The 23,288-nt window shown below is 71.8% G+C and carries 25 protein-coding genes and 3 tRNA genes; 23 read left to right on the plus strand and 5 right to left on the minus strand.

Going from position 1 to position 23,288, the window contains the following annotated elements:
- Positions 1 to 69 precede the first annotated feature (69 nt).
- Entirely contained in the window at positions 70 to 1,257 is a 1,188-nt protein-coding gene (locus ACIF83_RS25910; protein ID WP_393467495.1) for a sensor histidine kinase, read from the minus strand.
- A gap of 220 nt (positions 1,258 to 1,477) precedes the next feature.
- Between ACIF83_RS25910 and ACIF83_RS25915 the strand changes: the two genes are divergently transcribed.
- The 12 genes from ACIF83_RS25915 (at position 1,478) to ACIF83_RS25970 (ending at position 13,038) form a co-directional block, all read left to right on the plus strand.
- On the plus strand, positions 1,478 to 1,894 hold the full coding sequence (locus tag ACIF83_RS25915; RefSeq protein ID WP_393467498.1) for an NADH-quinone oxidoreductase subunit A: 417 nt from the start codon (positions 1,478 to 1,480) through the stop codon (positions 1,892 to 1,894).
- A complete protein-coding gene (locus ACIF83_RS25920; RefSeq protein ID WP_398136933.1) occupies positions 1,885 to 2,529 on the plus strand; it encodes an NADH-quinone oxidoreductase subunit B in 645 nt (214 codons plus the stop codon). Before ACIF83_RS25915 ends, ACIF83_RS25920 begins: the two co-directional genes overlap by 10 nt.
- Entirely contained in the window at positions 2,526 to 3,869 is a 1,344-nt protein-coding gene (locus ACIF83_RS25925; protein ID WP_399730394.1) for an NADH-quinone oxidoreductase subunit C, read from the plus strand. Before ACIF83_RS25920 ends, ACIF83_RS25925 begins: the two co-directional genes overlap by 4 nt.
- Positions 3,866 to 4,834, plus strand: coding sequence for an NADH-quinone oxidoreductase subunit H (locus ACIF83_RS25930; RefSeq protein WP_398136935.1), 969 nt, complete (start codon positions 3,866 to 3,868; stop codon positions 4,832 to 4,834). The genes ACIF83_RS25925 and ACIF83_RS25930 overlap by 4 nt, the downstream gene beginning before the upstream one ends.
- A 110-nt stretch (positions 4,835 to 4,944) precedes the next feature.
- Positions 4,945 to 5,439, plus strand: a complete 495-nt coding sequence (locus tag ACIF83_RS25935) for a 4Fe-4S binding protein (protein ID WP_393469742.1) — start codon at positions 4,945 to 4,947, stop codon at positions 5,437 to 5,439.
- On the plus strand, positions 5,436 to 6,080 hold the full coding sequence (locus ACIF83_RS25940; RefSeq protein ID WP_393467510.1) for an NADH-quinone oxidoreductase subunit J: 645 nt from the start codon (positions 5,436 to 5,438) through the stop codon (positions 6,078 to 6,080). Before ACIF83_RS25935 ends, ACIF83_RS25940 begins: the two co-directional genes overlap by 4 nt.
- Positions 6,080 to 6,466 (plus strand): NADH-quinone oxidoreductase subunit NuoK, encoded by a 387-nt coding sequence (nuoK, locus tag ACIF83_RS25945; RefSeq protein WP_393467512.1) that lies wholly within the window; start codon positions 6,080 to 6,082, stop codon positions 6,464 to 6,466. Before ACIF83_RS25940 ends, nuoK begins: the two co-directional genes overlap by 1 nt.
- Positions 6,463 to 8,484, plus strand: coding sequence for an NADH-quinone oxidoreductase subunit L (locus tag ACIF83_RS25950; protein WP_393467514.1), 2,022 nt, complete (start codon positions 6,463 to 6,465; stop codon positions 8,482 to 8,484). Before nuoK ends, ACIF83_RS25950 begins: the two co-directional genes overlap by 4 nt.
- A gap of 6 nt (positions 8,485 to 8,490) precedes the next feature.
- Positions 8,491 to 10,065 carry an NADH-quinone oxidoreductase subunit M gene (locus ACIF83_RS25955; RefSeq protein ID WP_399730399.1) on the plus strand — a complete coding sequence of 525 codons (1,575 nt, stop codon included), beginning with the start codon at positions 8,491 to 8,493 and terminating at the stop codon, positions 10,063 to 10,065.
- Positions 10,062 to 11,573, plus strand: coding sequence for an NADH-quinone oxidoreductase subunit N (locus ACIF83_RS25960; protein ID WP_399730402.1), 1,512 nt, complete (start codon positions 10,062 to 10,064; stop codon positions 11,571 to 11,573). The genes ACIF83_RS25955 and ACIF83_RS25960 overlap by 4 nt, the downstream gene beginning before the upstream one ends.
- Before the next feature lie 212 nt (positions 11,574 to 11,785).
- Positions 11,786 to 12,649 (plus strand): zinc metalloprotease HtpX, encoded by an 864-nt coding sequence (htpX, locus tag ACIF83_RS25965; RefSeq protein WP_386577155.1) that lies wholly within the window; start codon positions 11,786 to 11,788, stop codon positions 12,647 to 12,649.
- The gene (locus tag ACIF83_RS25970; protein ID WP_393467520.1) at positions 12,646 to 13,038 is read left to right on the plus strand and encodes a YccF domain-containing protein; all 393 of its coding nucleotides are present in this window, start codon (positions 12,646 to 12,648) and stop codon (positions 13,036 to 13,038) included. Before htpX ends, ACIF83_RS25970 begins: the two co-directional genes overlap by 4 nt.
- A gap of 1 nt (position 13,039) precedes the next feature.
- Here ACIF83_RS25970 and ACIF83_RS25975 read toward each other — a convergent pair whose 3' ends face one another.
- The gene (locus ACIF83_RS25975) at positions 13,040 to 14,326 is read right to left on the minus strand and encodes an APC family permease (protein WP_399730405.1); all 1,287 of its coding nucleotides are present in this window, start codon (positions 14,324 to 14,326) and stop codon (positions 13,040 to 13,042) included.
- Positions 14,327 to 14,481: 155 nt separating this feature from the next.
- On the opposite strand from ACIF83_RS25975, the gene ACIF83_RS25980 reads away from it, so the two are divergent.
- Positions 14,482 to 14,748 carry a GlsB/YeaQ/YmgE family stress response membrane protein gene (locus ACIF83_RS25980; RefSeq protein WP_386577158.1) on the plus strand — a complete coding sequence of 89 codons (267 nt, stop codon included), beginning with the start codon at positions 14,482 to 14,484 and terminating at the stop codon, positions 14,746 to 14,748.
- 75 nt (positions 14,749 to 14,823) lie between these two features.
- Here the strand turns inward: ACIF83_RS25980 and ACIF83_RS25985 are convergent, their stop codons facing one another.
- Positions 14,824 to 15,312 carry a YajQ family cyclic di-GMP-binding protein gene (locus ACIF83_RS25985; protein WP_145886731.1) on the minus strand — a complete coding sequence of 163 codons (489 nt, stop codon included), beginning with the start codon at positions 15,310 to 15,312 and terminating at the stop codon, positions 14,824 to 14,826.
- Positions 15,313 to 15,525: 213 nt separating this feature from the next.
- On the opposite strand from ACIF83_RS25985, the gene ACIF83_RS25990 reads away from it, so the two are divergent.
- A tRNA-Tyr gene (locus ACIF83_RS25990) sits at positions 15,526 to 15,607 on the plus strand.
- 80 nt (positions 15,608 to 15,687) lie between these two features.
- Positions 15,688 to 15,900 carry a hypothetical protein gene (locus ACIF83_RS25995; protein WP_398136941.1) on the plus strand — a complete coding sequence of 71 codons (213 nt, stop codon included), beginning with the start codon at positions 15,688 to 15,690 and terminating at the stop codon, positions 15,898 to 15,900.
- 40 nt (positions 15,901 to 15,940) lie between these two features.
- Here the strand turns inward: ACIF83_RS25995 and ACIF83_RS26000 are convergent, their stop codons facing one another.
- Together ACIF83_RS26000 and ACIF83_RS26005 are read right to left on the minus strand one after the other, a co-directional pair.
- Complete coding sequence (locus ACIF83_RS26000) at positions 15,941 to 16,597, minus strand: SDR family oxidoreductase (protein ID WP_393467526.1); 657 nt, start codon at positions 16,595 to 16,597, stop codon at positions 15,941 to 15,943.
- Between the two features lie 233 nt (positions 16,598 to 16,830).
- Positions 16,831 to 18,096 (minus strand): hydrolase, encoded by a 1,266-nt coding sequence (locus tag ACIF83_RS26005; RefSeq protein WP_399730410.1) that lies wholly within the window; start codon positions 18,094 to 18,096, stop codon positions 16,831 to 16,833.
- A gap of 360 nt (positions 18,097 to 18,456) precedes the next feature.
- On the opposite strand from ACIF83_RS26005, the gene ACIF83_RS26010 reads away from it, so the two are divergent.
- The 8 genes from ACIF83_RS26010 (at position 18,457) to ACIF83_RS26045 (ending at position 23,282) form a co-directional block, all read left to right on the plus strand.
- Positions 18,457 to 18,529 (plus strand) — tRNA-Thr (locus tag ACIF83_RS26010).
- Between the two features lie 46 nt (positions 18,530 to 18,575).
- Positions 18,576 to 18,648 (plus strand) — tRNA-Met (locus tag ACIF83_RS26015).
- An 89-nt stretch (positions 18,649 to 18,737) separates the two neighbouring features.
- Entirely contained in the window at positions 18,738 to 18,902 is a 165-nt protein-coding gene (gene rpmG / locus ACIF83_RS26020) for a 50S ribosomal protein L33 (protein ID WP_003948671.1), read from the plus strand.
- Between the two features lie 88 nt (positions 18,903 to 18,990).
- Positions 18,991 to 19,443 carry a MaoC family dehydratase N-terminal domain-containing protein gene (locus ACIF83_RS26025; protein ID WP_393467530.1) on the plus strand — a complete coding sequence of 151 codons (453 nt, stop codon included), beginning with the start codon at positions 18,991 to 18,993 and terminating at the stop codon, positions 19,441 to 19,443.
- A 7-nt stretch (positions 19,444 to 19,450) separates the two neighbouring features.
- Positions 19,451 to 19,879 (plus strand): MaoC family dehydratase, encoded by a 429-nt coding sequence (locus ACIF83_RS26030; protein WP_393467532.1) that lies wholly within the window; start codon positions 19,451 to 19,453, stop codon positions 19,877 to 19,879.
- 104 nt (positions 19,880 to 19,983) lie between these two features.
- A complete protein-coding gene (locus ACIF83_RS26035) occupies positions 19,984 to 20,553 on the plus strand; it encodes a TetR/AcrR family transcriptional regulator (protein ID WP_398136943.1) in 570 nt (189 codons plus the stop codon).
- Positions 20,554 to 20,647: 94 nt separating this feature from the next.
- Entirely contained in the window at positions 20,648 to 22,084 is a 1,437-nt protein-coding gene (locus ACIF83_RS26040; RefSeq protein WP_398136944.1) for a DHA2 family efflux MFS transporter permease subunit, read from the plus strand.
- Between the two features lie 142 nt (positions 22,085 to 22,226).
- Complete coding sequence (locus tag ACIF83_RS26045; RefSeq protein ID WP_393467540.1) at positions 22,227 to 23,282, plus strand: UDP-N-acetylmuramate dehydrogenase; 1,056 nt, start codon at positions 22,227 to 22,229, stop codon at positions 23,280 to 23,282.
- Positions 23,283 to 23,288 lie beyond the last annotated feature (6 nt).

A 23,288-nucleotide genomic window follows, 5' to 3' on the forward strand; every position in this document is an offset into this window, starting at 1 on the left:
GCCGTCGGCCTCTTGGGCCGGGGGTTTTCCCCACCCTCCGAGGGCGTGCGGGGTGCGCCGGGGGTGCGGCTACTCCTTGCGGTCCCGCCAGGGCAGCTCCGCCGTGACGACCGTCGGGCCGCCGACCGGCGAGTCGACCACGAACAGGCCGTCCACCGCGCCCAGCCGCTCCGCCAGCCCCCGCATCCCGCTGCCGCCCTCCAGGCCGGCGCCGCCGCGGCCGTCGTCCCGGACCTGGATGAGCAGCCGGTCGTCCGAGCGCCACACCTCCACCGAGGCGGAGCGCGCCTGGCTGTGCTTGCTGATGTTCTGCAGCAGTTCGGAGACGGTGAAGTAGGCGATGCCCTCGATGGCGGGGGCCGGCCGGGCCGGCAGGTCCGCCGTCACCTTCACCGGGACCGTGCAGCGGGAGGCGACCGAGGAGAGGGCCGCGTCCAGGCCCCGGTCGGTCAGCACGGCCGGATGGATGCCCCGGGCGAGATCCCGCAGCTCCTGCAGCGCGAGCTTCACCTCGCCGTGCGCCTCCGCCACCATCGCGGCGACGTACTCGTCGGCCTGGCCCTCCAGCAGCTTCTCCTTGGCCAGGCCGAGGCCCATGGCCAGGTTCACCAGCCGGGCCTGCGCCCCGTCGTGCAGGTCCCGCTCGATGCGGCGCAGATCGGCGGCCGCCGTGTCGACCACGACCCCGCGGTCCGACTCCAGCTCGGCGATGCGGCGTTCCAGCTCGTCGGAGGGCGACAGCAGCCCGCGCACCATCGCCCGGTCCACGTTGGAAAGTCCTCGCGTGATGAACGGCAGCACCGGCCACAGCACGAACAGCGAGGTGAGCACGAGGGCGAAGGTGAGGATCCCCCAGGGCAGCCGGATCAGGTCGTACAGCAGCGTCCGCCAGCCCACCGGGTCCTTCAGCGCCAGCCACAGCCGCTGCATCGGCCCCCCGCCCCTGGCGATCGGCAGCGGCGTCGGTTCCTCGACCCGCACCCCGAGCAGCGCCCGGGACCGGATCCGCTCCAGCTTGCCCAGTTGCCGGGCGCCCAGCAGGCAGACGGCCAGCAGCGGGAGCCCGATCACCGTGAGGGTGAGGACTCCGCTGACGAACACCACGGTGAACACGTAGGTGAAGCCGAGCAGCGCCACCGGCAGGTTCAGCAGGAGATGCGCGATCTCCTTCCAGGTGCAAGCGTCGAGGGCGAACCGGGCCGGAGGCAGACGGTCGGAGCCGTCGGTCCGGTCGGCGGCGGAGGCGGGAGCGGTCATACCGGCCAGCCTGCCGTGCCCGGCACCCCTTGCGCCATGCGGTCCACCGCCCCTGTTCCCGGGGGAAAACCCCACCCTCCGCACGGTCCCCACATCTCACGGTGTGACGGGCTGCTTACCGCGTCTTTATCAGGGCCTAGACTCCGGTGCGTACAGATCCTCGAATCACGTTGCATCACAGGGTTCACCAAGTCACGAGGTCAGGGAGCGAGGGCGGACGGTGCGGGAGACGTTGGGGCACTCGACGATCGCCGCGGCGGACGTCGCGGCCGGCTACTTCCGGTCCTACTCGGTCGTGGGACTGCTCGCCCTCATCGGCGTGCTCTTCGTCGCGGTCGCGTTCGGCGCCGGCCGGCTGCTGCGCCCGGTCGTGCCCACTCCCGAGAAACTCCTGACCTACGAGTGCGGCGTCGACCCCGTCGGCGAGGGCTGGGCCCACACCCAGGTCCGCTACTACGTCTACGCCTTCCTCTACGTGATCTTCGCGGTCGACTCGATCTTCCTGTTCCCCTGGGCGACGGTCTTCGCCGCCCCCGGCTACGGCGCGACGACCCTGGTGGAGATGTTCATCTTCCTCGGCTTCCTCGCCGTGGGCCTGCTGTACGCCTACAAGAAGGGGGTCCTGACATGGGCGTGAACCCGTCCGGTGACGTGAACCCGTCCGGTGCGGAGCCTCTCCTGCTTCCCGAGCCGAAGCGGCTGGGCGCGCTCGCCCGGCTGGCGCCCGAGCCCATGAAGGTGGTCCTGAACTGGGGCCGCCGCTACTCGCTGTGGGTGTTCAACTTCGGCCTCGCCTGCTGTGCGATCGAGTTCATCGCCGCGTCGATGGCCCGCCACGACTTCATCCGTCTCGGCGTCATCCCCTTCGCGCCGGGCCCCCGCCAGGCCGACCTGATGGTCGTCTCCGGCACGGTCACGGACAAGATGGCCCCGGCCGTGAAGCGCCTGTACGAGCAGATGCCGGAACCCAAGTACGTCATCTCCTTCGGCGCCTGCTCCAACTGCGGCGGCCCGTACTGGGACTCCTACTCCGTCACCAAGGGCGTCGACCAGATCATCCCGGTGGACGTGTACGTCCCCGGCTGCCCGCCGCGGCCCGAGGCGCTGCTCCAGGGCATCCTCAAGCTCCAGGAGAAGATCGCCCGCGAGTCGCTGGAGGAGCGGTACGCCTCCCACCGGCCGTCCGTCGCCGCTCTGCAGAGCGGCCTGGTGAAGCCTCCGGCGCCCGCCTCGGCTTCGGCCTCGGCCTCGCCCGAGGAGGACGCGCGATGAGCACGGCCGGCTGGCTGCCCGCCCCCGCCGAGGAACTCTTCGGTCCGCAGGCCACGGCCGAGGAGTCGTACGAGGTCCTGACGGTGGACGTCCCGCCGTCCTCCTGGCTCACCGCCCTGGAGACGGCCCGTACGACCCTGTCCTGCACCTACTTCGACTGGCTGAGCGCCGTCGACGAACCGGGCACGGGCTTCCGTGTCTGCGCCCACGTCGTCGCCCTCGCGCCGGTCCGCCGGCTGCTCCTGCGGACGACGGTCCCGCACGAGGCGCCGAAGCTGCCTTCCGCCGTCGGTGTCTATGCGGGCGCGGCCTGGCACGAGCGCGAGACCCACGAGATGTTCGGGGTCGACTTCGAGGACCACCCGGGCCTGGAGCACCTCCTCCTCCCGGAGAACTTCGAAGGCCACCCCCTGCGCAAGGACTTCGTCCTCGCCGCCCGCGTGGCCAAGGCCTGGCCCGGCGCCAAGGAGCCGGGCGAGTCCGAGCACGGCGGCCCCAAGCGCCGCCAGATGCTGCCGCCGGGCGTCCCGGACCCGAACGAATGGGGCCCGCTGAAGGGCCAGCTGCCCCCTGCCCCGGCCCGTCCGGCCCGTCCGGCCCGCGCGGCGGGGGAGCGGCCGGCGCGTGCCGCCGGGGAGCGCGCCGCGGCCGGCGAGCGTCCGGTACGGCGGACGCGTACTGCGGCGGAGGGCTCGGCCAGCCAGGCGGCCGGCCAGGCCGAGGAGACTGCGGCTGGAGCGGCTGGAGCGGCTGGAGCGGCTGGAGCGGCTGGAGCGGCTGGAGCGGCTGGAGCGGCTGGAGCGACCGGGGCGGCTGGAGCGGCCGGGACCGGCGGTGCTGCCGCGCGGCCGCGTCGGACGAGGAGTGCGAGCGAGGGCTCGGTGAGCCAGGCGGCTGCCGGGGGCGCGGCGGAGGCACCCGCAGGTCCGCGCCGCGCGCGCAGCGCCTCGGAAGGCTCGGCCTCCCAGCGCGCCCCGCGCAGCTCGGACGCCCCCTGGCACCACGCGCGCCCGGCGTTCGAGGAGCAACAGAAGCCGGAGCAGGCACCGGAGCGAGAGCAGGTGTCGGAGCCGCAGCAGACCCCGCAGCCGGAGCAGGCCCCGCAGCCGGAGCAGGCCCCGCAGCCGCAGCAGGCGGCGGAGCGCGAGCAGGCACCGGAGGAAAACCGGGCGCCCGAGCCGCAAGCCGAAGCACCCGAGGCACCTGAAGCACCCCAGGCCCCCGAAGCCCCCAAGGCGCCCGAGGACCAGAGCACCTCCGACAGTCCTGACAGCCCTGACAGCCCCGACAGCCCCGACAGCCCCGACAGCCCCGACGACCCCACAGGAGGCCCGCAGTGAACGACGCGCTGGACGTCGGCCTGCGACTCGTGGCCGTGTTCGTCGTCTTCCTGACCTTCCCCCTCATCGTCGGTCAGACCGAGCACAAGGTGATGGCCCACATGCAGGGCCGCCTCGGCCCGATGTACGCGGGCGGCTTCCACGGCTGGGCCCAGCTCATCGCCGACGGCGTGAAGTTCGCGCAGAAGGAGGACGTGGTCCCGGCGGGCGCCGACCGCCGCGTCTTCCAGCTGGCCCCCGCCGTGGCCCTGCTGCCGTACCTGCTCGTGCTGCTCGTCATCCCGATCGGGCCGAGCGAGGGAGCGGTCGGCCAGGTCCTGGACGCGGGCGTCTTCTTCGTGCTCGCGGTGATGGGCGTGGGTGTCCTCGGCTCGCTCATGGCCGGCTGGGCCAGCGCGAACAAGTTCTCCCTGCTCGGCGGCCTGCGCACGGCCGCCCAGCTGCTCGCCTACGAACTCCCGATGCTGCTCGCCGCGGCCTCCGTGGCCATGGCGGCCGGCACCGTCTCCCTGCCGGGCATCCTGCACGCCTTCCACTGGTGGTGGCTGCCCTGGCAGATCGTGGGCGCCGTGGTGTTCTTCGTGGCCGGCCTCGCCGAACTGCAGCGCCCGCCCTTCGACATGCCCGTCGCCGACTCGGAGATCATCTTCGGCGCGTACACCGAGTACACCGGCCTGCGCTTCGCGCTGTTCCTGCTCGCCGAGTACGCCGGAATCATCGTCCTGTGCGGTCTGACCACCGTCCTCTTCCTGGGCGGCTGGCACGGCCCCTGGGGCGCCGACGGCCTGGGCTGGCTGTGGACCCTGTTGAAGACCGCGATCCTCGCCTTCGTCGTCATCTGGCTCCGCGTCACCTACCCCCGCCTGCGCGAGGACCAGCTCCAGAAGCTCTCCTGGACCCTCCTCGTCCCCCTCTCCCTCGCCCAGATCGCCCTCACCGGCATCGTCAAGGTGGTGATCTCGTAATGTCCCGCCCGTCGCCCGACCACCGCCCCGCAACGACGCCCTCCGGGCGGCCCCGCCTGTCGATCCCTGGCTCCGGCCTCGCCAAGGGCCTGGCCGTCACCCTCCGCACGATGACGAGGAAGTCGGTCACCGAGCAGTACCCGGACGCCCTGCCCGAGCTGCCGCCCCGCACCCGCGGCGTGATCGGCCTGTTCGAGGAGAACTGCACGGTCTGCATGCTGTGCGCCCGTGAGTGCCCGGACTGGTGCATCTACATCGACTCCCACAAGGAGACGGTCCCGCCGGCCGCCCCCGGTGGCCGCGAGCGCAGCCGCAACGTCCTCGACCGGTTCGCCATCGACTTCTCCCTGTGCATGTACTGCGGCATCTGCATCGAGGTCTGTCCCTTCGACGCGCTGTTCTGGTCCCCGGAGTTCGAGTACGCCGAGACCGACATCCGCGAACTCACCCACGAGCGCGACAAGCTCCGCGAGTGGATGTGGACCGTCCCGGCCCCGCCCGCCCTGGACGCAGGCGCGGAGGAGCCGAAGGAGATCGCCGCCGCCCGCAAGACCGCCGAGAAGCTCGCCGCCGCGCAGGCCGAGCCGCAGGAGGGGGAGTCGTGAGCCTCGCCGCAGCCCAGCACGGCTTCCTGTCCCCGACCGGTGTCGAGATCGCCTTCCTGCTCGTCGGCCTGGTCACCTTCGGCGCGGCCCTCGTCACCGTCACCACCCGGCAACTGGTGCACGCCGCCCTGTGGCTGGTGGTCACGCTCGGCGGCCTCGCCGTCGAGTACCTCCTGCTCACCGCCGAGTTCATCGCCTGGGTGCAGGTCCTCATCTACGTCGGCTCCGTCGTCGTCCTCCTCCTGTTCGGTCTGATGCTCACCAAGGCCCCCATCGGCCGCTCCCCGGATGCCGACTCCGGCAACCGCTGGATCGCCCTCGCCGTCGCGGTGGCCGCCGCCGGCGCCCTGGTGTGGGTGGTCGTCGACGCGTTCCGCACGACCTGGATCGACCTGACCGGCCCGGCCGCCGGCACCACCCGGGTCACCGGCGAGAGCCTCTTCCAGAACTGGGTCCTGCCCTTCGAGGCCCTCTCCGTCCTCCTCCTCGCGGCCCTGGTCGGCGCGATCGTCCTGTCCCGCAAGGCGACGGCGGACGCGGCCTCCGGCACGGCGGACAAGGCCTCCGGCGCACCGGACACGGCCTCCGGCACCCCGGCCACCCCCGTGACCGTCCCCGGCGAGAAGGAAGGCGCCCGCTGATGCACCTCGTCTACCCCGCCGTCCTGTCCGCCCTCCTCTTCTGCACCGGCCTGTACGGCGTCCTCGCCCGCCGCAACGCGATCCTGGTCCTGATGTCGGTCGAGCTGATGCTCAACGCCGTCAACCTCAACCTGGTCGCCTTCGACGTCTGGCTCAGCCGGGCCGCCGAGGAGACCCTGCACTCCGGTCAGGCGCTGACCCTGTTCACCATCGCCATCGCCGCAGCCGAGATCGGCATCGGCCTGGCGATCGTGCTTGCCGTGTACCGCAACCGCGGCACCTCCGACATCGACAAGCTCCGCGACACCGCCGAGGGCCACGGCGACGACACCGACGGCCCCGGCACCGACACCCCCGCGGCCGAGAAGGCTGAGGCCACCGCGTGACCACGACCACCCTCGCCGTCCTCGTCCCCCTCCTGCCGTTCCTGGGCGCCGCGGCCGGCCTGCTGCTGGGCCGCACCGCCCCCGGTTTCGTCCGCCCGCTCGCCGTACTGCCGGCCCTGGCCGCGCTCGTGCTGGCCGCGCTGGTCGCCGTACGCCAGGGCGGCGGCCAGCCCATCGTGGCCCACACCGAGCTGACCCCGACCGGTTCGGTGCCGATCGAGCTGTCCCTGGACATCGACGGCTTCGCCGCGCTCGTCGCCGTCCTGGTCGCCTTCGTCGCGACCTGCGTGCAGATCTACTCGACGGGTTACCTGCGCGACGACCCGCGCTACCCCTCGTACGCGGCCCTCGTCTCCCTGTTCACCTCCGCGATGCTCGTGGTCGTCTACTCCGGCGACCTGATCGTGCTGCTGGTCGGCTGGGAAGTCATGGGCATCTGCTCCTACTTCCTGGTCGGCCACTACTGGGAGACCCCCGAGGCCCGCGCCGCCTCCCTGAAGGCCTTCCTGGTCACCAAGCTCGGTGACGTGCCGTTCCTCATCGGCCTGTTCGCCCTGGGCACGGACGCCGGCTCGTTCCAGATCACCCGCGTCCTGGGCGTCGCGGCGAGCGGTGGCATCGACCACCCGACCCTGATCGCCCTGCTGCTGCTCGCGGGGGTGGCCGGCAAGTCGGCCCAGTTCCCGCTGCACACCTGGCTCCCCGACGCGATGGCGGGCCCGACGCCCGTCTCGGCGCTGATCCACGCCGCGACGATGGTCGCCGCCGGTGTCTACTTCGTCGCCCGTCTCCTCCCGGTGTTCGAGGCGTCCCAGGCCGCGATGGTGGTCCTCGCCGTCATGGCCGCCGTCACGATGACCGGCTCCGGCCTCGCCGCTCTCGCCCAGGACGACATCAAGCGCGTCCTCGCCTACTCGACGATCGGCCAGCTCGGCTACATGACCGGTGCCCTGGCCGTCGGCGACCGCGGTGCCGCCGTCTTCCACCTCCTGTCGCACGGCGCCTTCAAGGCGCTGCTGTTCCTCGCGGCCGGCGTGATCATCCACGCCGCCGGCACCAACTCCCTCGCCTCCATGTCCCGCATGAGCCATCTGCGCGACCGTGTCCCGGACGCCTACTGGACGATGACCGTGGCGCTTCTCGCGCTCGCCGCAGTCCCTCCCTTCAGCGGATTCTTCTCCAAGGAGTCCGTCCTGGGCGCCGCCGAGCACGTGGCCACCGGCCACACCGACCAAGCCCCCGGCTCGGCGGGCTGGATCGTCCTCGTCGCCGGTCTGCTCACGGCTCTGCTCACCGCCGCCTACGCCACGCGCCTGTGGCTGCTGGCCTTCCGCGGCAAGGGCGCCGAAGCCCCCGACCACGGCCGCCAGCCGCTCACGATGACCGTCGTGCTGTGGGTCCTGGCCGTGCCGTCCCTGGCCTTCGGCGGTCTCGCCTACCGCTCGCTGCCCGCCTGGTTCGACGGCCGCGACCTGACCCCGACGCTCCTCACCTCCGTCCTCGGCACCGGTCTCGCGCTGGTCGGCGGGCTCCTCACCTACGGCACCTGGCAGCGCACCCGCGCGCTCGCCGCCCGCGTCCCGGCGGCGCCCACGCCCTCCTTCGAGTGGGAGAGCCTCCAGGGCGAGGCCGCCGCCCACCCGGAGGGCGACGCGAGCCTGGTCGAGGCCCACGCCCTCGGCGATCACGGGCCGGCCTACGGTGAGCTCGCCCACGCGCCCGACCCCGGGCGGCTGCTGCTCGGCCCGCTCTACCGGCACGCGGCCGTCGGCTTCCACCTGGACGCCGTCTACTCGGCGCTGTTCGTCCGCCCGGTACAGGCCGGAGCGAGCCTCGTGCGGTTCCTCGACAGCGCGGTCGTGGACACCTACGTACGCGGCGCGGCCGCCCTGCCCCGGCTGCTCGGGGCCGCGGTGCGGCGCGCGCAGACCGGCAATGTGCAGACCTATGTGAGCGCGCTGCTCGCCGGTGCCGTCGTCCTGACGGTGACCGTCCTCCTCGTCGCCACGGGAGCGTGAGCAGGCGTGATCGATATCAACGAGTCCGTGATGCAGTTCCTTCTGGCATTCGTCGTCGTCGGCCCGCTCCTCGGCGCGGTCGCCGCTCTGCTGCCGGCCCCGCCCGGACTGAAGGGGAAGTCGCCCGAGCAGGCCGTGCTGCGGCACGGCGTGACCGTGACCGGCGCGATCCTCGTCGCCGCGATCGTCCTCGCGCTCGGCTTCGACCACGACCAGCCGTCGAAGATGCAGGCCACGACCGACATCAGCTGGATCCCCGCACTCGACGTGCGGATCCACCTCGGCATCGACGGCATCTCCCTCCCCCTTCTGGTCCTGACCGCGCTGCTGACCTTCCTCTGCGCGCTCTACTCGTACTTCAAGCCGCCGGCGGGCCCGTCCCCGAAGGCGTTCGTCGCGCTGGTGCTCCTGCTCGAGTCCGGCACCCTCGCGACCTTCGCCGTCCTCGACCTGCTGCTGTTCTTCCTCGCGTTCGAGACGGTGCTCATCCCGATGTACTTCCTCATCGCCCGCTGGGGCGGCGAGAGCCGGACCCGGGCCGCGTGGAAGTTCATCCTGTTCACGCTGCTCGGCTCCGTCGTCATGCTGCTCGGCCTGCTCCTGATCGGAATCAAGGCGGGCACGTTCGACATGGTGGCACTCGCCACTGACAACGGCCGCTCGCTGACCACGTCCGTGCAGGTCATCGCTGTTCTGGCGATCGGGATCGGGCTCGCGGTCAAGACGCCGATGTGGCCGCTGCACAGCTGGCTGCCCGACGCCCACACCGCCGCCCCGACCGTCGGCTCGGTCCTGCTGGCCGGCGTCCTGCTGAAGATGGGTACGTACGGATTCGTCCGGATCCTGCTGCCGATCGCGCCGGACGGCTTCCGCACCTTCGCGCCCTATCTCGCCGCGTTCGCGGTCGTCGGGATCATCTACGGGTCCCTGGCCTGCCTGGCCCTCGCCAAGCAGGGCGCGAAGGGCGACCTGAAGCGGCTGATCGCCTACTCCTCCGTCGGTCACATGGGCTTCGTCCTGCTGGGCATCGCCACGATGACCCCGACCGGCGTGAACGGCGCCCTCTTCGCCAACATCGCCCACGGCCTCATCACCGGCCTGCTGTTCTTCCTGGTCGGCGCGCTCAAGGACCGCACCGGCAGCACCGACCTCGACACCCTGGCCGAGGAGACCGGCGCCGCGCTCTACGGCAAGGCCCCGCGCCTCGGCGGACTGCTCGCCTTCGCCGCCGTCGCGTCGCTCGGCCTGCCCGGACTCGCCGGGTTCTGGGGCGAGATGCTGGCCCTGTTCGGCGCGTTCAACCCGGCCGCCGCCCTCAGCCGGCCCGCGTTCCTCACCTTCATGGCGATCGGCGCGTTCGGCACCCTGCTGACGGCCGCGTACATGCTGATCGTGGTCCGCCGGGTCTGCATGGGCGCCACCCCGCAGGACATGCCGAAGCTCGCGGACGTCCACGGCTACGAGTTCGCGGCCTGGACCCCGCTCGTCGCCCTCACCGTCATCGCCGGACTGTGGCCGAGGGTCCTGCTCGGCCTGACCGACCCGGCCGTGCAGCAGCTCCTGGCAGGAGGCACCCGATGAGCGCCCTGGCCCAGTCCGCGGTCCAGTCCGTCGACTGGCTCGCGATCGCGCCGCCCACCATCGCCGCGGTGGTCGGGCTCGCCGTCCTCGTCGCCGACCTGTTCGTCCCCGAGGCGCGCAAGCCCCTCCTCGGCTGGCTCTCCGTCGCGGGCCTCGCCGCCGCCACGCTGATGCTGCTGCCGCTGCTGGACGGCGACCGCAGCACCTTCTGCCTGCCCGGCGACGCGAGCGTGTGCAGCTACACCGCAGACCACTTCACCCTCGTCATCCAGTTCCTCGCCCTCGGCGGCGCCCTGCTGGCCGCGCTGATGTCGGTGACGAACCTCAGGGACGATCACCAGCGCGTCCCGGCCGGGGAGTTCTGGTTCCTGCTGCTGTCCTCCGCGGCCGGCGCCGCCCTGCTGCCCGCCTCCCGCGACCTGGCCACGCTCGTCGTCGCCCTGGAGGTCGCCTCCCTGCCGGCCTTCGCCCTCGTCGGCATCCGGCACGGCGACAAGAGGTCCTCCGAGGCGGCCCTGAAGTTCTTCCTGTCCTCGGTCACCGCCACCGCGGTCAGCCTGATGGGCATCAGCTTCGTCTACGCCTCCACCGGCACCCTCTACCTCACCCAGCTCGCCCAGCGGATCCAGCACGTCGACGGCCGGCTCGACACCCTCGCCCAGACGGGCGTCGTCCTCACCCTCGTCGGCTTCGCCTTCAAGACGGCCGCCGTCCCGTTCCACTTCTGGGTGCCCGACACCTACGTGGGTGCGCCGCTGCCCGTCGCCGCCTATCTGTCGGTCGTCGGCAAGGCCGTCGGCTTCTCCGGCCTGATCCTCGTCACCGTCGTCGCCCTCCCGTCCTACGCCGACGTCTGGGGGCCCGCGCTCGCCGCGCTGGCCGCCCTCACCATGACCGTCGGCAACGTCGGCGCCCTGCGCCAGCAGGCCACGCGCGCGTACAGCGCCGTACGGCTGCTCGCCTGGTCCTCGGTCGGCCAGGCCGGCTACCTCCTGGTGCCGATCGCCGCCGCCGCGTACGTCAAGGACGGCCAGAAGGCGATCGGCTCCACGGTGGCGTACGCCCTCATGTACGGCGCCGTGAACCTCGGCGCCTTCGCGGTCGCCGCCCTGGTGGGCCGCACGAAGTCCCTGAACCGGATCAGCGACTACCGGGGCCTGTACGCGTCCAACCCGGCCGCTGCCCTCCTCCTGGCGTTCTTCCTGCTCTGCCTCGCCGGGCTGCCACCGGGCGTCATCGGCCTGTTCGCGAAGGTCACCGTGTTCGCGTCGGCCGTCGACGCGGGCCTCGGCTGGCTCGCCGTGGTCATGGCCGTCAACGTGGTGATCGCCCTCTTCTACTACCTCCAGTGGACGGCTCTGCTGTTCCGCGCCCCCGAGGGCGCCCCCGCGCGGCACCGGGTCCCGGCCCCCCTCACCGCCGCGCTCGCCCTCACCGGAGTGCTCGGCGTGGTCCTCTCCGGCGCACCCCAGCTGGTCCTGCGTTTCGCGTCCACCGGACTGTTCTGAGGGCACGCCGCGCGCGCGTGGGGCACCCGTGGTCCCCCGCGCGCGGCGAGGCGCAAGAGGCGCACGGAAGGACGTAAGAGCACGTCACCCGTACGGCCGACGTGCGCCGACGCCCGCTCAAGGGAACTTGCCGCCGCCGCCTGGCGTTGACCAGAGCGGGAGGGTCCACTGGACCAAAGGGTTCCCCTGCTGCACGACTTGGAGGGCGTACCGTGCACCGCCGGCACAACGGGCTCAGGACCGCCGTACTCCTCGGGGGACTGTCCGCACTCATCATCGTCATCGGCAGCTTCTTCGGCCGTACGGGACTGATCGTGGCGGTCCTGGTCGCGCTGGGCACGAACGCCTACGCGTACTGGAACAGCGACAAGCTGGCGCTCCGCGCGATGCGTGCCCGCCCGGTGAGCGAGTTCGAGGCCCCCGCGCTGTACCGGATGGTCCGCGAGCTGTCCACGCAGGCCCGCCAGCCCATGCCCCGCCTGTACATCTCCCCGACGGAGGCACCCAACGCCTTCGCGACCGGCCGCAACCCGCGCAACGCGGCCGTGTGCTGCACCGAGGGCATCCTGCGCCTGCTCGACGAACGCGAGCTGCGCGGCGTGATCGGCCACGAGCTGAGCCACGTCTACAACCGCGACATCCTGATCTCCTCCGTGGCCGGCGCTCTCGCCTCGGTGATCATGTTCCTGGTCAACTTCGCCTGGCTGATCCCGGTCGGCCGCTCGGACGACGACGACGGCCCCGGCCTGCTCGGCCTGCTGCTGATCATGATCCTGGGCCCCATCGCCGCCTCCCTCATCCAGCTGGCCATCAGCCGCTCCAGGGAGTACGAGGCGGACGCCTCGGGCGCCCAGATCACCGGTGACCCGCTGGCCCTCGCCAGCGCCCTGCGCAAGCTGGAGGTCGGCACCCAGCAGCTCCCGCTGCCCCCTGAGCCCCGCATCGAGACCGCGAGCCACATGATGATCGCGAACCCCTTCCGCGCGGGCCAGGGACTGTCCAAGATGTTCTCCACGCACCCGCCGATGGCGGAACGCATCGCCCGGCTCGAGAAGATGGCAGGTCGTTACCGGTGAAGACCATCCTGAACGTCATTTGGCTCGTTCTGAGCGGCTTCTGGCTGTTCCTCGCCTACCTGCTCGCCGGCGTGCTGCTGTGCATCACGATCATCGGCATCCCGTTCGGAGTCGCCGCGTTCCGCATCGGCGTCTACGCCCTGTGGCCCTTCGGGTACACCACGGTCGAGCGTCGGGACGCGGGCGCGCCCTCGTGCATCGGCAACGTGCTGTGGCTGATCCTGGCCGGCTGGTGGCTGGCTCTCGCCCACATCACCACCGGCATCGCCCTGTGCCTGACGATCATCGGCATCCCGTTCGGCATCGCCAACTTCAAGATGATCCCGGTCTCCCTGCTGCCGCTGGGCCGCGAGATCGTCCGCACGGACCAGCCGTTCGCGACCCGCTGACCTACGGCCCGGAAGCCTCGTCGGGCGCGTCGGCCGTGCCGGGGCGGCGTCCCGCCCACCACCGCCGTACGCCGTAGGCCACCACGCCCAAGGCCAGCACGCCCGCCCCGACGGCGACCGAGGCCGCCGGGAGGGCGAACGCCAGCGTCGCGCAGCCCAGCAGCCCCACGGCCGGCACGAGGCGTGCCGACAGGGCCGGACTCAGCGTCCAGGCGGATGCGTTGGCCACGGCGTAGTAGACCAGCACGCCGAACGAGGAGAAGCCGATCGCGCCGCGCACGTCCACCGTCGCGGCCAGCACGGCGACCACCGCGCCCACGGCCAGCTCCGCCCGGTGCGGGACCTGGAACCGCGGATGCACGGCGGCCAGCGCCCGGGGCAGATGACGGTCGCGAGCCATGGCGAGCGTCGTCCGGGACACCCCGAGGATCAGTGCGAGCAGCGACCCCAGCGCGGCCACCGCGGCCCCCACCCGCACCACGGGCGCGAGACCCGGCGCCCCGGCCGCCCGCACCGCTTCGGCCAGCGGCGCCGCCGCGTGCCCCAGCCGGTCCGCGCCGAGGACGGCGAGCACGGCCACCGCCACGGCCACGTACACGACCAGCGCGATCCCGAGCGCCAGCGGGATGGCGCGCGGGATGGTGCGTGCGGGATCCCGCACCTCCTCGCCCAGGGTCGCGATGCGCGCGTACCCGGCGAACGCGAAGAACAGCAGACCGGCCGCCTGCAGCACCCCGCCCACACCCGAGGACACTCCGATACCGAGGTGCCCGGTATCGGCCTCTGCGGAGGTCAGGCACCCGACCACCACACACGCGAGGACGGCCAGCACCACGGCCACGATCACCCGCGTCAGCCACGCGGACTTCTGGATGCCCCCGTAGTTCACCGCGGTCAGAGCCACTACGGCCGCCACCGCCACCGCGTGCGCCTGTCCCGGCCATACGTACGCCCCCACGGTGAGCGCCATGGCCGCGCAGGAGGCCGTCTTGCCGACCACGAACGCCCAGCCGGCGAGATAGCCCCAGAACGCGCCCAGCCGCTCCCTGCCGTACACGTACGTGCCGCCGGAGGCCGGATAGAGGGCGGCCAGGCGGGCCGAGGACATGGCGTTGCAGTAGGCCACCACGGCCGCGACGGCCAGCCCGATCAGCAGCCCCGGCCCGGCGGCGCGCGCGGCCGGGCCCAGGGCGGAGAAGACGCCGGCCCCGACCATCGAGCCGAGGCCGACGACCACGGCGTCCCGCACGCCAAGGGTGCGGCGCAGGCCGGTGCCGGAGGGTGTCATGTGCCGCACCCTACTGATCGCCGCAACCGTGTGGTGGACCGGTGACGTCCTCTTCATCGACACGGCACGAACACGCGCGCGACGGACAGCCGATCCTCACCGGATTCTCAAGGGCCGGACAGTGCGGACACAGCGCGGGAGGGCAGGTTCACGGCATGAGCATCATCGGTTGGATCATCCTGGGGCTTCTGGCCGGAGCCATCGCCAAGGTCCTGCTGCCGGGCCGGGACCCGGGCGGCTTCATCGGCACGACCCTCATCGGCGTCGCGGGCGCGTTCATCGGCGGCTGGATATCGGCGCGCTGGCTGGACCATCCGATCAGCAAGCACTTCTACGACGGCGCGACCTGGGCCGCAGCGATCGGCGGCTCGCTCGTGCTGCTGATCCTCTACCGCATCCTGTTCGGCAACTCGCGCGACTGACGGACGCACACGACATGCGAAGGAAGGGTGGGCACCGCACGGTGCCCAGCCTTCCTTTCGTCTACCCCCGGTGTCCTACCGGTAGTTCACGAACTGCAGCGCGAAGTCGAAGTCCTTGCCCTTGAGCAGCGAGATCACGGCCTGCAGGTCGTCGCGGCTCTTGGAGGTGACCCGGAGCTCGTCGCCCTGGACCTGGGCCTTCACACCCTTCGGACCCTCGTCGCGGATGATCTTCGCCACCTTCTTCGCGTTCTCCTGGGAGATGCCCTCCTCGATGGACGCGAAGATCTTGTACTCCTTGCCGGAGAGCTGGGGCTCGCCCGCGTCCAGCGCCTTGAGCGAGATGCCACGCTTGATCAGCTTGGACTGGAAGACGTCGAGGACAGCGTTGACCCGGTCCTCGGAGTTCGCCTCCATGAGGATCTTGTCACCGGACCACGAGATCGAGGCACCCACGCCCTTGAAGTCGTAGCGCTGCGAGATCTCCTTGGCGGCCTGGTTGAGGGCGTTGTCGACCTCCTGCCGCTCGACCTTCGAGACGATGTCGAAACTGGAGTCGGCCATGTCCTGTGGCTCCTTGTATCGGGGTGCGAATCGGGTGCGTGGCGGCGGCCGCCTGGCCCGGCGTTGCACCGGGCTGCATCCGCACCAGCCTAGCCACCCTGCGACCCGAGAGGCGCAGATGAATCGGGTGGCGAAGCACCCCTCGGCATCGGGTATTGTTTACGTCGTTGCCAGGGAGCACCGCCGAAAAGCGGTTCGAACGGCAGCAACCCCGGCGGTGTGCCCGAGCGGCCAAAGGGAGCAGACTGTAAATCTGCCGGCTCAGCCTTCCCAGGTTCGAATCCTGGCGCCGCCACACTGGGGATGACCCCCTCCACTCTGCGGAAACGCGGAGTGGAGGGGGTCTCTTCGTTGTGCAGCGGGCACACTGGCGGCATGGCCTCCCGTCGCAGAACCTGTCCCGTGTGCCGTCGCGAGATCGCCGTCGTCGCGGGGCGCTTCGCGCGGCACGACCCGCCCGGGGCGCGGGAGGGCGGGGAACTCGTCTCGTGTTCCGGATCCCGACGGCAGGCCCAACTCGGGGCGATCCAGCCGGCGTTGGACGGGTACGCCGTGCCGGACTTTCCCGGGCAGATGTCTCTCTTCTGACGGTCTGGCAGTCTGACGGGTCAACGCCCGACGGCCGGCCTCAGTTCCCCGCGACCGACTTCACCGCGACCGACACCGGCGTCGACCCGGCGATCAGCTCCAGCGTCAGGCCGGCCGTCGCCGAGGTGTCCACCAGCTCCGCCAGCACGGCCGCCACGTCGTCCCGGGGGATCGCGCCGCGCCCGGTATGGGCCTCCAGGCGGACCTGGCCGGTGCCCGCGTCGTTCGTCAGCGCCCCCGGGCGCAGGATCGTCCAGTCGAGGGCCTCCTGACGGGTGACGTACGCGTCGGCCACGCCCTTGGCGCGCAGGTACACGTCGAACACGTCGTCGCCCTCGTGTGCGGGGTCCGCGCCCATCGAGGAGACCACCACGAAACGGCGTACGCCCGCGCGCACGGCCGCGTCCGCGAACAGCACCGCGGCACCCTTGTCCACCGTGTCCTTGCGGGCCGTACCGCTGCCCGGGCCCGCGCCCGCCGCGAACACCGCCGCGTCCGCGCCCTGCAGATGTGCCGCGACCTCCTCGACCGAGGCGGACTCCAGGTCGAGCAGGACCGGTTCGGCGCCGGCCGCCCGCAGATCGTCGCCCTGCTCCGCGTTGCGGATGATCCCCGCGACCTCGTCCCCGCGCGCGGAGAGCACTCGCTCCAGCCGCAGCGCGATCTGACCATGACCACCAGCGATGACAATGCGCATGATTCCGACCGTACGCCCGAAGAAGCGCGTCCGCCGCACGGGTTCACGCCGGGGCGCGCCGTGGCTGAGGGGCGCGCCTGGGCATGGTCAGGGGCGTGCGGCGACTTGAGAGCGCCTGGGCGCACGATCCGGGCGGGCAGTACGGAATGCGCGCCCCTCAATGTGAACATGCGCCCCCGAGTCGTACGGGCGACCCGGACGCCGACGAGTGTTCCGACGCGGTCGGCGCCACCTCACGACAACTCCTTCCGCCCCTGCCGCGGCAGCCCCAGTTCCGCCGCTGCCGCCGAGTTGCAGTACTCGCGCACCGCGCTCGTGCGCGCCACCACCCGCCCCCGGTGCACCACGATCCGGCTGTAGGCGAGGGAGAGGGCGCCGGACAGGTGGTCGCCGCGCACGGCGAGGAGTTCGGCGGGAAAGCCGGCCTCCACGCGGACCTCGGGCAGGCCCAGGACCGCGCGCGCCGAGGCGCTCACCGCGTCGTAGGCGTCCTCGGGGCGCAGGCCGTGGGCGGAGGCGAGGAGATAGGCGGCCTCCAGGGGGTCACCGCGGCCGACGGGGTTGGAGACGTCCCGCAGGGCGCCGCTGCCGGCCGCCACCCGCACCCCGGCCGCGCGCAGCAGCCGTACCGGGGCCGCGCCCCGCCGGTCCACGCCCCCGCAACCGCCCTGGGGCAGGCACACCACCGTCACGCCGGCCGCCGCGAGCTGGTCCGCGAGCCGGGAGGCGGCCGCGGTGTTCAGGCGCGCAAGACCGGCGCAGGGGCCGATCGTCACGCCGGGGCGCAGGCCACCCGCCATGGCCGCGAGCCGGGACAGCCGGGCCGGGTCCGCCGCGTCCGTGTGCAGGTCCACCGGGCAGCCGTGCTCCGAGGCCACCTCCAGCACGGCCTCCACGTAGCCCGTGGGGTCCGGGTCCAGGTCCGGGCAGCCGCCCACCACGGAGGCGCCCATCTTGAGCGCGTCCCGCAGCATCGCGAGCCCTTCGGCCCCGGCCACCCCGGTCAGCAGGCGCGGCATCGCCACCGTGGTCAGTTCCGCGAGCCCCCTCAGGGAGCGCCGTGCCTGCAGTACGGCGCCGAGCGAGCCCAGGCCCTGGACATCGCCCACGCGCACGTGTGCGCGCAACGCCGTCGCCCCGTGCCCGAGTTGGAGCAGGGCCGCCTCCGTGGCCCGGCGCTGGACGTCCTCGGGGGCGTACGAGACCGGTCCCGGCTGCTCGGCGGAGAGGGCGGTGTCGCTGTGGGCGTGCGGTTCGGCCGGGGCCGCGAGGAGCAGGTAGCCGCCGAGGTCCACGCGCGCGGCGCCCTTCCGGGCCGGCCCCAGGGTCAGGCTGCCGGCCGTGCCGACCGCCTCGATGCGCCCGCCGCCCAGCCGTACGTCCACGGTCCGGCCGTCGGTGAGCCGAGCCCCGCACAGCAGCAGGGCGGCCGGGTCGGGCTGCCCGGAGGACCCGGACGGGTTCGACGACGAGGGCGGCTGCGGCTGACTGTCGGGCATCGGACTCCATGGGTCGGGCCGGGGGCTCGGAGCAGGGCCGCGACGGACCCAAGATCACGCAGAGTGAGTCGAGCCTAGGGTGGCGAGCGGTGTGCGGCGCGGAGGAGCGCAATAGTCGTACCGGCGTGGTCCGCCCCTGGCGGTACGGGCTTCGCCCGCCCGTGTGACCAGCGCTCATGCCTGCGCGCGCTGCGCACCGCGGCCGTTCATGACCCGTGTTTCACGCGCGCGCGACCGCGCCGCAAGGGGACTTGTGAGGTCTCCGGGAGGCCCGGGAACTGCCCGCGAACGAGCCTGTGGCGGGCGGCCGGATACGGATTTGGGTGAACGGCGGCGGACCGTGTAATGTCTTCATCGCTCGCCCCAATAGCTCAGTCGGCAGAGCGTCTCCATGGTAAGGAGAAGGTCAACGGTTCGATTCCGTTTTGGGGCTCTGGTGTGAGAGGTTCCCGCCGCGAGGCGGGGGCTGATCTCATCAAAGCGGTGTAGCTCAGTCGGTAGAGCAAGCGGCTCATAATCGCTGTGTCACCGGTTCAAGTCCGGTCACCGCTACTGACAGTAGCCGATTGTGGGGTCGGTCCTTCGATCGGCTACTCTTTATGCGTTAAACCAGTCCATCCGTTCGTCTTAGGAGCACTCACGTGGCTGCCACCGACGTCCGCCCGAAGATCACGCTGGCCTGCGTGGAGTGCAAGGAGCGGAACTACATCACCAAGAAGAACCGGCGTAACAACCCGGACCGTCTTGAGATGAAGAAGCACTGCCCGCGTTGCAACGCGCACACCGCGCACCGCGAGACGCGATAAATCAGGCTCGTACGTAAGGCCGCCCCCGCAAGCAGGGGGGCGGCCTTACGTCGTTTCACACGCTGCCGAGACCAGGAGGTGCCGGGCCATGGCGCTCGACCAGTCCTTCGTGGGACGGACCTATCCGCCCACCGAGCCCTACGAGGTGGGCCGGGAGAAGATCCGCGAGTTCGCCGAGGCGGTCGGGGAGGCCAACCCCGTTTACACGGACCCGGAGGCCGCCAAGGCGTTCGGGCACCCCGATGTGATCGCGCCGCCGACGTTCGTGTTCGCCATCACCTACCGGGCGGCCGGGGCGGTCGTCGAGGACCCGCAGCTGGGTCTCGACTACAGCCGCGTGGTGCACGGCAGCCAGAAGTTCGCCTACACCCGCCCGGTGCGCGTCGGCGACCGGCTCACGGTCACCTCCACCATCGAGGGGATCAAGTCCCTCGCGGGCAACGACGTGCTGGACATCCGCGGTGAGGTGCACGACGAGGCGGGCGAGCACGTGGTGACCGCCTGGACCAAGCTCGTGGCCCGTGCGGCCGAGGAGGCGTGAGACAGCGATGACGGCGAAGATCGCGTACGACGACGTCGAGGTCGGCACCGAACTGCCTGCGCAGACCTTCTCTGTGAACCGCGCCACGCTGGTGCGGTACGCGGGTGCCTCCGGGGACTTCAACCCCATCCACTGGAACGAGAAGTTCGCCAAGGAGGTGGGCCTGCCGGACGTCATCGCGCACGGCATGTTCACCATGGCCGAGGCGATCCGCGTGGTCACCGACTGGACCGGCGACCCGGGCGCGGTCGTGGAGTACGGTGTCCGCTTCACCAAGCCGGTCGTCGTGCCGAACGACGACAAGGGCGCGGTGATCGAGGTCAGCGGCAAGGTCGCGGCCAAGCTGGACGACAACACGGTCCGCGTGGACCTGACCGCGACCAGCGAGGGCGAGAAGGTACTGGGCATGTCCCGGGCGGTCGTACGGCTGGCCTGACGGCAGATCCGGGTAAGGGGCGCCGGTCATGGGTGGGCGCCCCTTACGTGTGGGTCGGCGCGGACCCTATTGACTAGTTAGTGATTGAGCACTAACTTTCTCGCATGGTCAGGATGAGCGCAGCAGAGCGACGCGAGAGCGTCATCCGCGCGGCGATCGCGGAGTTCGCGCAGAGGGGCTACTTCGGCACCTCCACCGAGGCGATCGCCAAGCGGGTCGGCGTCTCGCAGCCGTACCTCTTCCGGCTCTTCCCGGGCAAGAAGGCGATCTTCGCCGCCGCGTCCCTCCGGTGCATCGAGGACACCTGCCGGACCCTAGAGGAGGCGGCCGAGGGGTTGGAGGGCGACGAAGCCCGGCAGGCCATGGCGAACGCCTATGTGCGCCTGCTCATGGAGCGCCCCGAGAGGCTCCAGATGCAGATGCAGACCTACATCACGGTGGCGGCCGCCGAGGCGGAAGGCGACCACGCGTTCGGCGAGGCCGTGCGGGCCGGCTGGATGAAGCTCTGGGAGACCGTGCATCTGCCGCTCGGGGCGGACGTGAACGACACCACGACCTTCCTGGCGTACGGCATGCTCATCAACACCCTTACCGCCATGGGGTTTCCGCCGGAACATCAGGTCTGGCAGGGGATGTACCCGTCGGCCCGGATCACCGGGCGGCTGGAGAAGTAGCGCAACGGAACGCGGTGTCCTGCCCTTTCTGCATGGGCTCCAAAGTTAGTCAGCAATAACTAATCAACGACAGTGATCACCCTCTGGGGGAGAGATGTCACAGCAGACCGCACGTCGCGGGGGCGCCGTCTGGGCCCTCGTCATCACCAGCGTCGCCGGGTTCATGGCGGCTCTCGACAACCTCGTCGTCACCACCGCCCTGCCCTCCATCCGCAAGGACCTCGGCGGCGCGCTGGACGACCTGGAGTGGACCGTGAGCGCCTACACGCTCACCTTCGCCGTCCTGCTGATGTTCGGAGCCGCGCTCGGCGACCGCTTCGGGCGCCGCCGGCTCTTCCTCGCCGGACTCACCGTCTTCACCGCCGCCTCCGCCGCGGCGGCCATGGCCCCGGGCATCGGCTCCCTCATCGCCGCCCGCGCGGTCCAGGGCGTCGGCGCGGCCGTGATGATGCCGCTCACGCTGACCCTGCTGACCGCGGCCGTGCCCGCCGCCAAGCGCGGTATGGCGTACGGCATCTGGGGAGCCGTCAACGGACTCGCCGTCGCCTCCGGGCCGCTCATCGGGGGCAGCCTCACCGAGCACATCTCCTGGCACTGGATCTTCTGGCTGAACGTCCCGCTCGGCGTGGCCCTGCTGCCGCTCGCCCGCCTGCGCCTCGCCGAGTCCTACGGCGCCGGCGCCCGGCTCGACCTCCCCGGCACCCTGCTGGTCAGCGGCGGGCTCTTCGGGATCGTGTACGGACTGGTGCGCGGCCCGGTCGACGGCTGGACCGGCTCCCCGGTACTGACCGGCCTGATCGCGGGCGCCGCGCTGCTCGGCGGCTTCGTGCACCACGGCAGCCACAACAAGCACCCCATGCTGCCGATGCGGCTGTTCCGCTCCCGCGCCTTCTCCGGGATCAACGCCGCGAGCCTGCTGATGTTCCTCGGGATGTTCGGCTCGATCTTCCTGCTCAGCCAGTACATGCAGGGCGTGCTCGGCTACTCGCCCACCGAGGCGGGCCTCAGGATGCTGCCGTGGACCGGCATGCCGATGCTCGTCGCGCCGATCGCCGGCATCCTCTCCGACCGCATCGGCGGCCGCCCGGTCGTCGCCACCGGCCTGTTCCTGCAGGCCGCAGGGCTCGGCTACCTGGCCTCCGTGGTCACCGCCGACGTCTCCTACGCCGCCCAGCTGCCCGGCCTGATCATCAGCGGCATCGGCATGGCCCTGTTCTTCGCACCCGCCTCCAACCTGGTCATGTCCAGCGTCCTGCCCACGGAACAGGGCATCGCCTCCGGCGCCAACAACGCCCTGCGCGAGGTGGGCGGCGCGCTCGGCATCGCGGTCATGTCGTCGATCTTCTCGGCCCAGGGCGGCTACGAGAGCGCCCAGGCCTTCGTCGACGGACTGCGGCCCGCGCTGGTCGTCGGCGCCGCGGTGGTCGCCCTCGCCGGGGTCGCGGCCCTGCTGATCCCCAGCCGGCGCCGCACGGTCCTCGCAACCGGCGCGACCGAGCCCGCTCCGGTCCTGGAGACCGCCGCTCCCTGAGCGCGCGCCGCGCGCCGCCCGGCGCCGGCAGCCCGGCTCGGTACCCGTACACGCGCGCGTGCCGGGCCGGAGGAACGGTCCCGGGCCGGACAGTCCGTGCCGCCTCGCGGCGCTGTCCGTGCCGTCTCGTAGTCTTGAGCGCGTGCAGGAACTCCACGACGCCCCCCTCGCCCCGCTGACCACCTTCCGGCTGGGCGGCCCCGCCACCCGGCTGGTCACCGCGACGACCGACGCCGAGGTGATCGCCGCCGTCCGCGAGGCCGACGACACCGGGACGCCACTGCTGCTCATCGGCGGCGGATCTAACCTGGTCATCGGCGACAAGGGCTTCGACGGCACCGCCCTGCGCATCGCCACGACCGGCTTCGAACTGCGCGGCACCACGCTGGAGCTGGCGGCCGGCGAGATCTGGACCGACGCCGTCGCCCGCGCCGTAGAGGCCGGGCTCGCCGGCATCGAGTGCCTCGCCGGGATCCCGGGCTCCGCGGGCGCCACCCCGATCCAGAACGTGGGCGCCTACGGCCAGGAGGTCTCCTCGACGATCACCGAGGTGATCGCGTACGACCGCCGGGCCGGCCGGACCGTCACGCTGACGAACGAGGAGTGCGCCTTCTCGTACCGGCACAGCCGCTTCAAGGCCGACCCCGAGCGCTATGTCGTGCTGCGCGTCCGCTTCGATCTGGAGGACGTGGACGGGCTGTCCGCGCCCATCAGGTACGCCGAGGCGGCCAGGGCACTCGGTGTGGAGCCGGGGGAGCGGGTGCCGCTCGCCGCGGCCCGCGAGACCGTGCTGAAACTGCGCGCCGGCAAGGGCATGGTCCTCGACCCCGAGGACCACGACACCTGGTCCGCCGGGTCCTTCTTCACCAACCCGATCCTCACCGACGAGCAGTTCGCCGCGTTCCACGCGCGCGTGCGGGAGCGGCTGGGCGAGGGCGTCGAGCCGCCCGCCTACCCGTCGGGTGAGGGCCGTACCAAGACCTCGGCCGCCTGGCTGATCGACAAGGCGGGCTTCACCAAGGGCTACGGCAGCGGACCGGCCCGTATCTCCACCAAGCACACGCTCGCCCTCACCAACCGGGGCGCCGCCACCACCGAGGACCTCCTGGCCCTGGCCCGCGAGGTCGTCGCCGGGGTCCACGAGGCCTTCGGGATCACGCTGGTCAACGAGCCGGTGACCGTCGGGGTGAGCCTGTAGCCGACA

The sequence above is a fragment of the Streptomyces sp. NPDC085866 genome (assembly GCF_044541035.1).
Lineage (GTDB): Bacteria > Actinomycetota > Actinomycetes > Streptomycetales > Streptomycetaceae > Streptomyces.

Excerpts from the sequence above, each read along its gene's own strand:
- ACIF83_RS26030 (WP_393467532.1), top strand. The coding sequence starts at position 19,451 with ATGACGGCGAAGATCGCGTACGACGACGTCGAGGTCGGCACCGAACTG.
- ACIF83_RS26040 (WP_398136944.1), top strand. The coding sequence starts at position 20,648 with ATGTCACAGCAGACCGCACGTCGCGGGGGCGCCGTCTGGGCCCTCGTC.
- ACIF83_RS25985 (WP_145886731.1), bottom strand. The coding sequence starts at position 15,312 with ATGGCCGACTCCAGTTTCGACATCGTCTCGAAGGTCGAGCGGCAGGAG.
- ACIF83_RS25995 (WP_398136941.1), top strand. The coding sequence starts at position 15,688 with ATGGCCTCCCGTCGCAGAACCTGTCCCGTGTGCCGTCGCGAGATCGCC.
- ACIF83_RS25910 (WP_393467495.1), bottom strand. The coding sequence starts at position 1,257 with ATGACCGCTCCCGCCTCCGCCGCCGACCGGACCGACGGCTCCGACCGT.
- ACIF83_RS26005 (WP_399730410.1), bottom strand. The coding sequence starts at position 18,096 with ATGCCCGACAGTCAGCCGCAGCCGCCCTCGTCGTCGAACCCGTCCGGG.
- ACIF83_RS25960 (WP_399730402.1), top strand. The coding sequence starts at position 10,062 with ATGAGCGCCCTGGCCCAGTCCGCGGTCCAGTCCGTCGACTGGCTCGCG.
- ACIF83_RS25935 (WP_393469742.1), top strand. The coding sequence starts at position 4,945 with ATGACGAGGAAGTCGGTCACCGAGCAGTACCCGGACGCCCTGCCCGAG.
- ACIF83_RS25925 (WP_399730394.1), top strand. The coding sequence starts at position 2,526 with ATGAGCACGGCCGGCTGGCTGCCCGCCCCCGCCGAGGAACTCTTCGGT.
- ACIF83_RS25980 (WP_386577158.1), top strand. The coding sequence starts at position 14,482 with ATGAGCATCATCGGTTGGATCATCCTGGGGCTTCTGGCCGGAGCCATC.
- nuoK (WP_393467512.1), top strand. The coding sequence starts at position 6,080 with ATGCACCTCGTCTACCCCGCCGTCCTGTCCGCCCTCCTCTTCTGCACC.
- ACIF83_RS26025 (WP_393467530.1), top strand. The coding sequence starts at position 18,991 with ATGGCGCTCGACCAGTCCTTCGTGGGACGGACCTATCCGCCCACCGAG.
- ACIF83_RS26035 (WP_398136943.1), top strand. The coding sequence starts at position 19,984 with ATGGTCAGGATGAGCGCAGCAGAGCGACGCGAGAGCGTCATCCGCGCG.
- ACIF83_RS26000 (WP_393467526.1), bottom strand. The coding sequence starts at position 16,597 with ATGCGCATTGTCATCGCTGGTGGTCATGGTCAGATCGCGCTGCGGCTG.
- ACIF83_RS25975 (WP_399730405.1), bottom strand. The coding sequence starts at position 14,326 with ATGACACCCTCCGGCACCGGCCTGCGCCGCACCCTTGGCGTGCGGGAC.
- ACIF83_RS25920 (WP_398136933.1), top strand. The coding sequence starts at position 1,885 with ATGGGCGTGAACCCGTCCGGTGACGTGAACCCGTCCGGTGCGGAGCCT.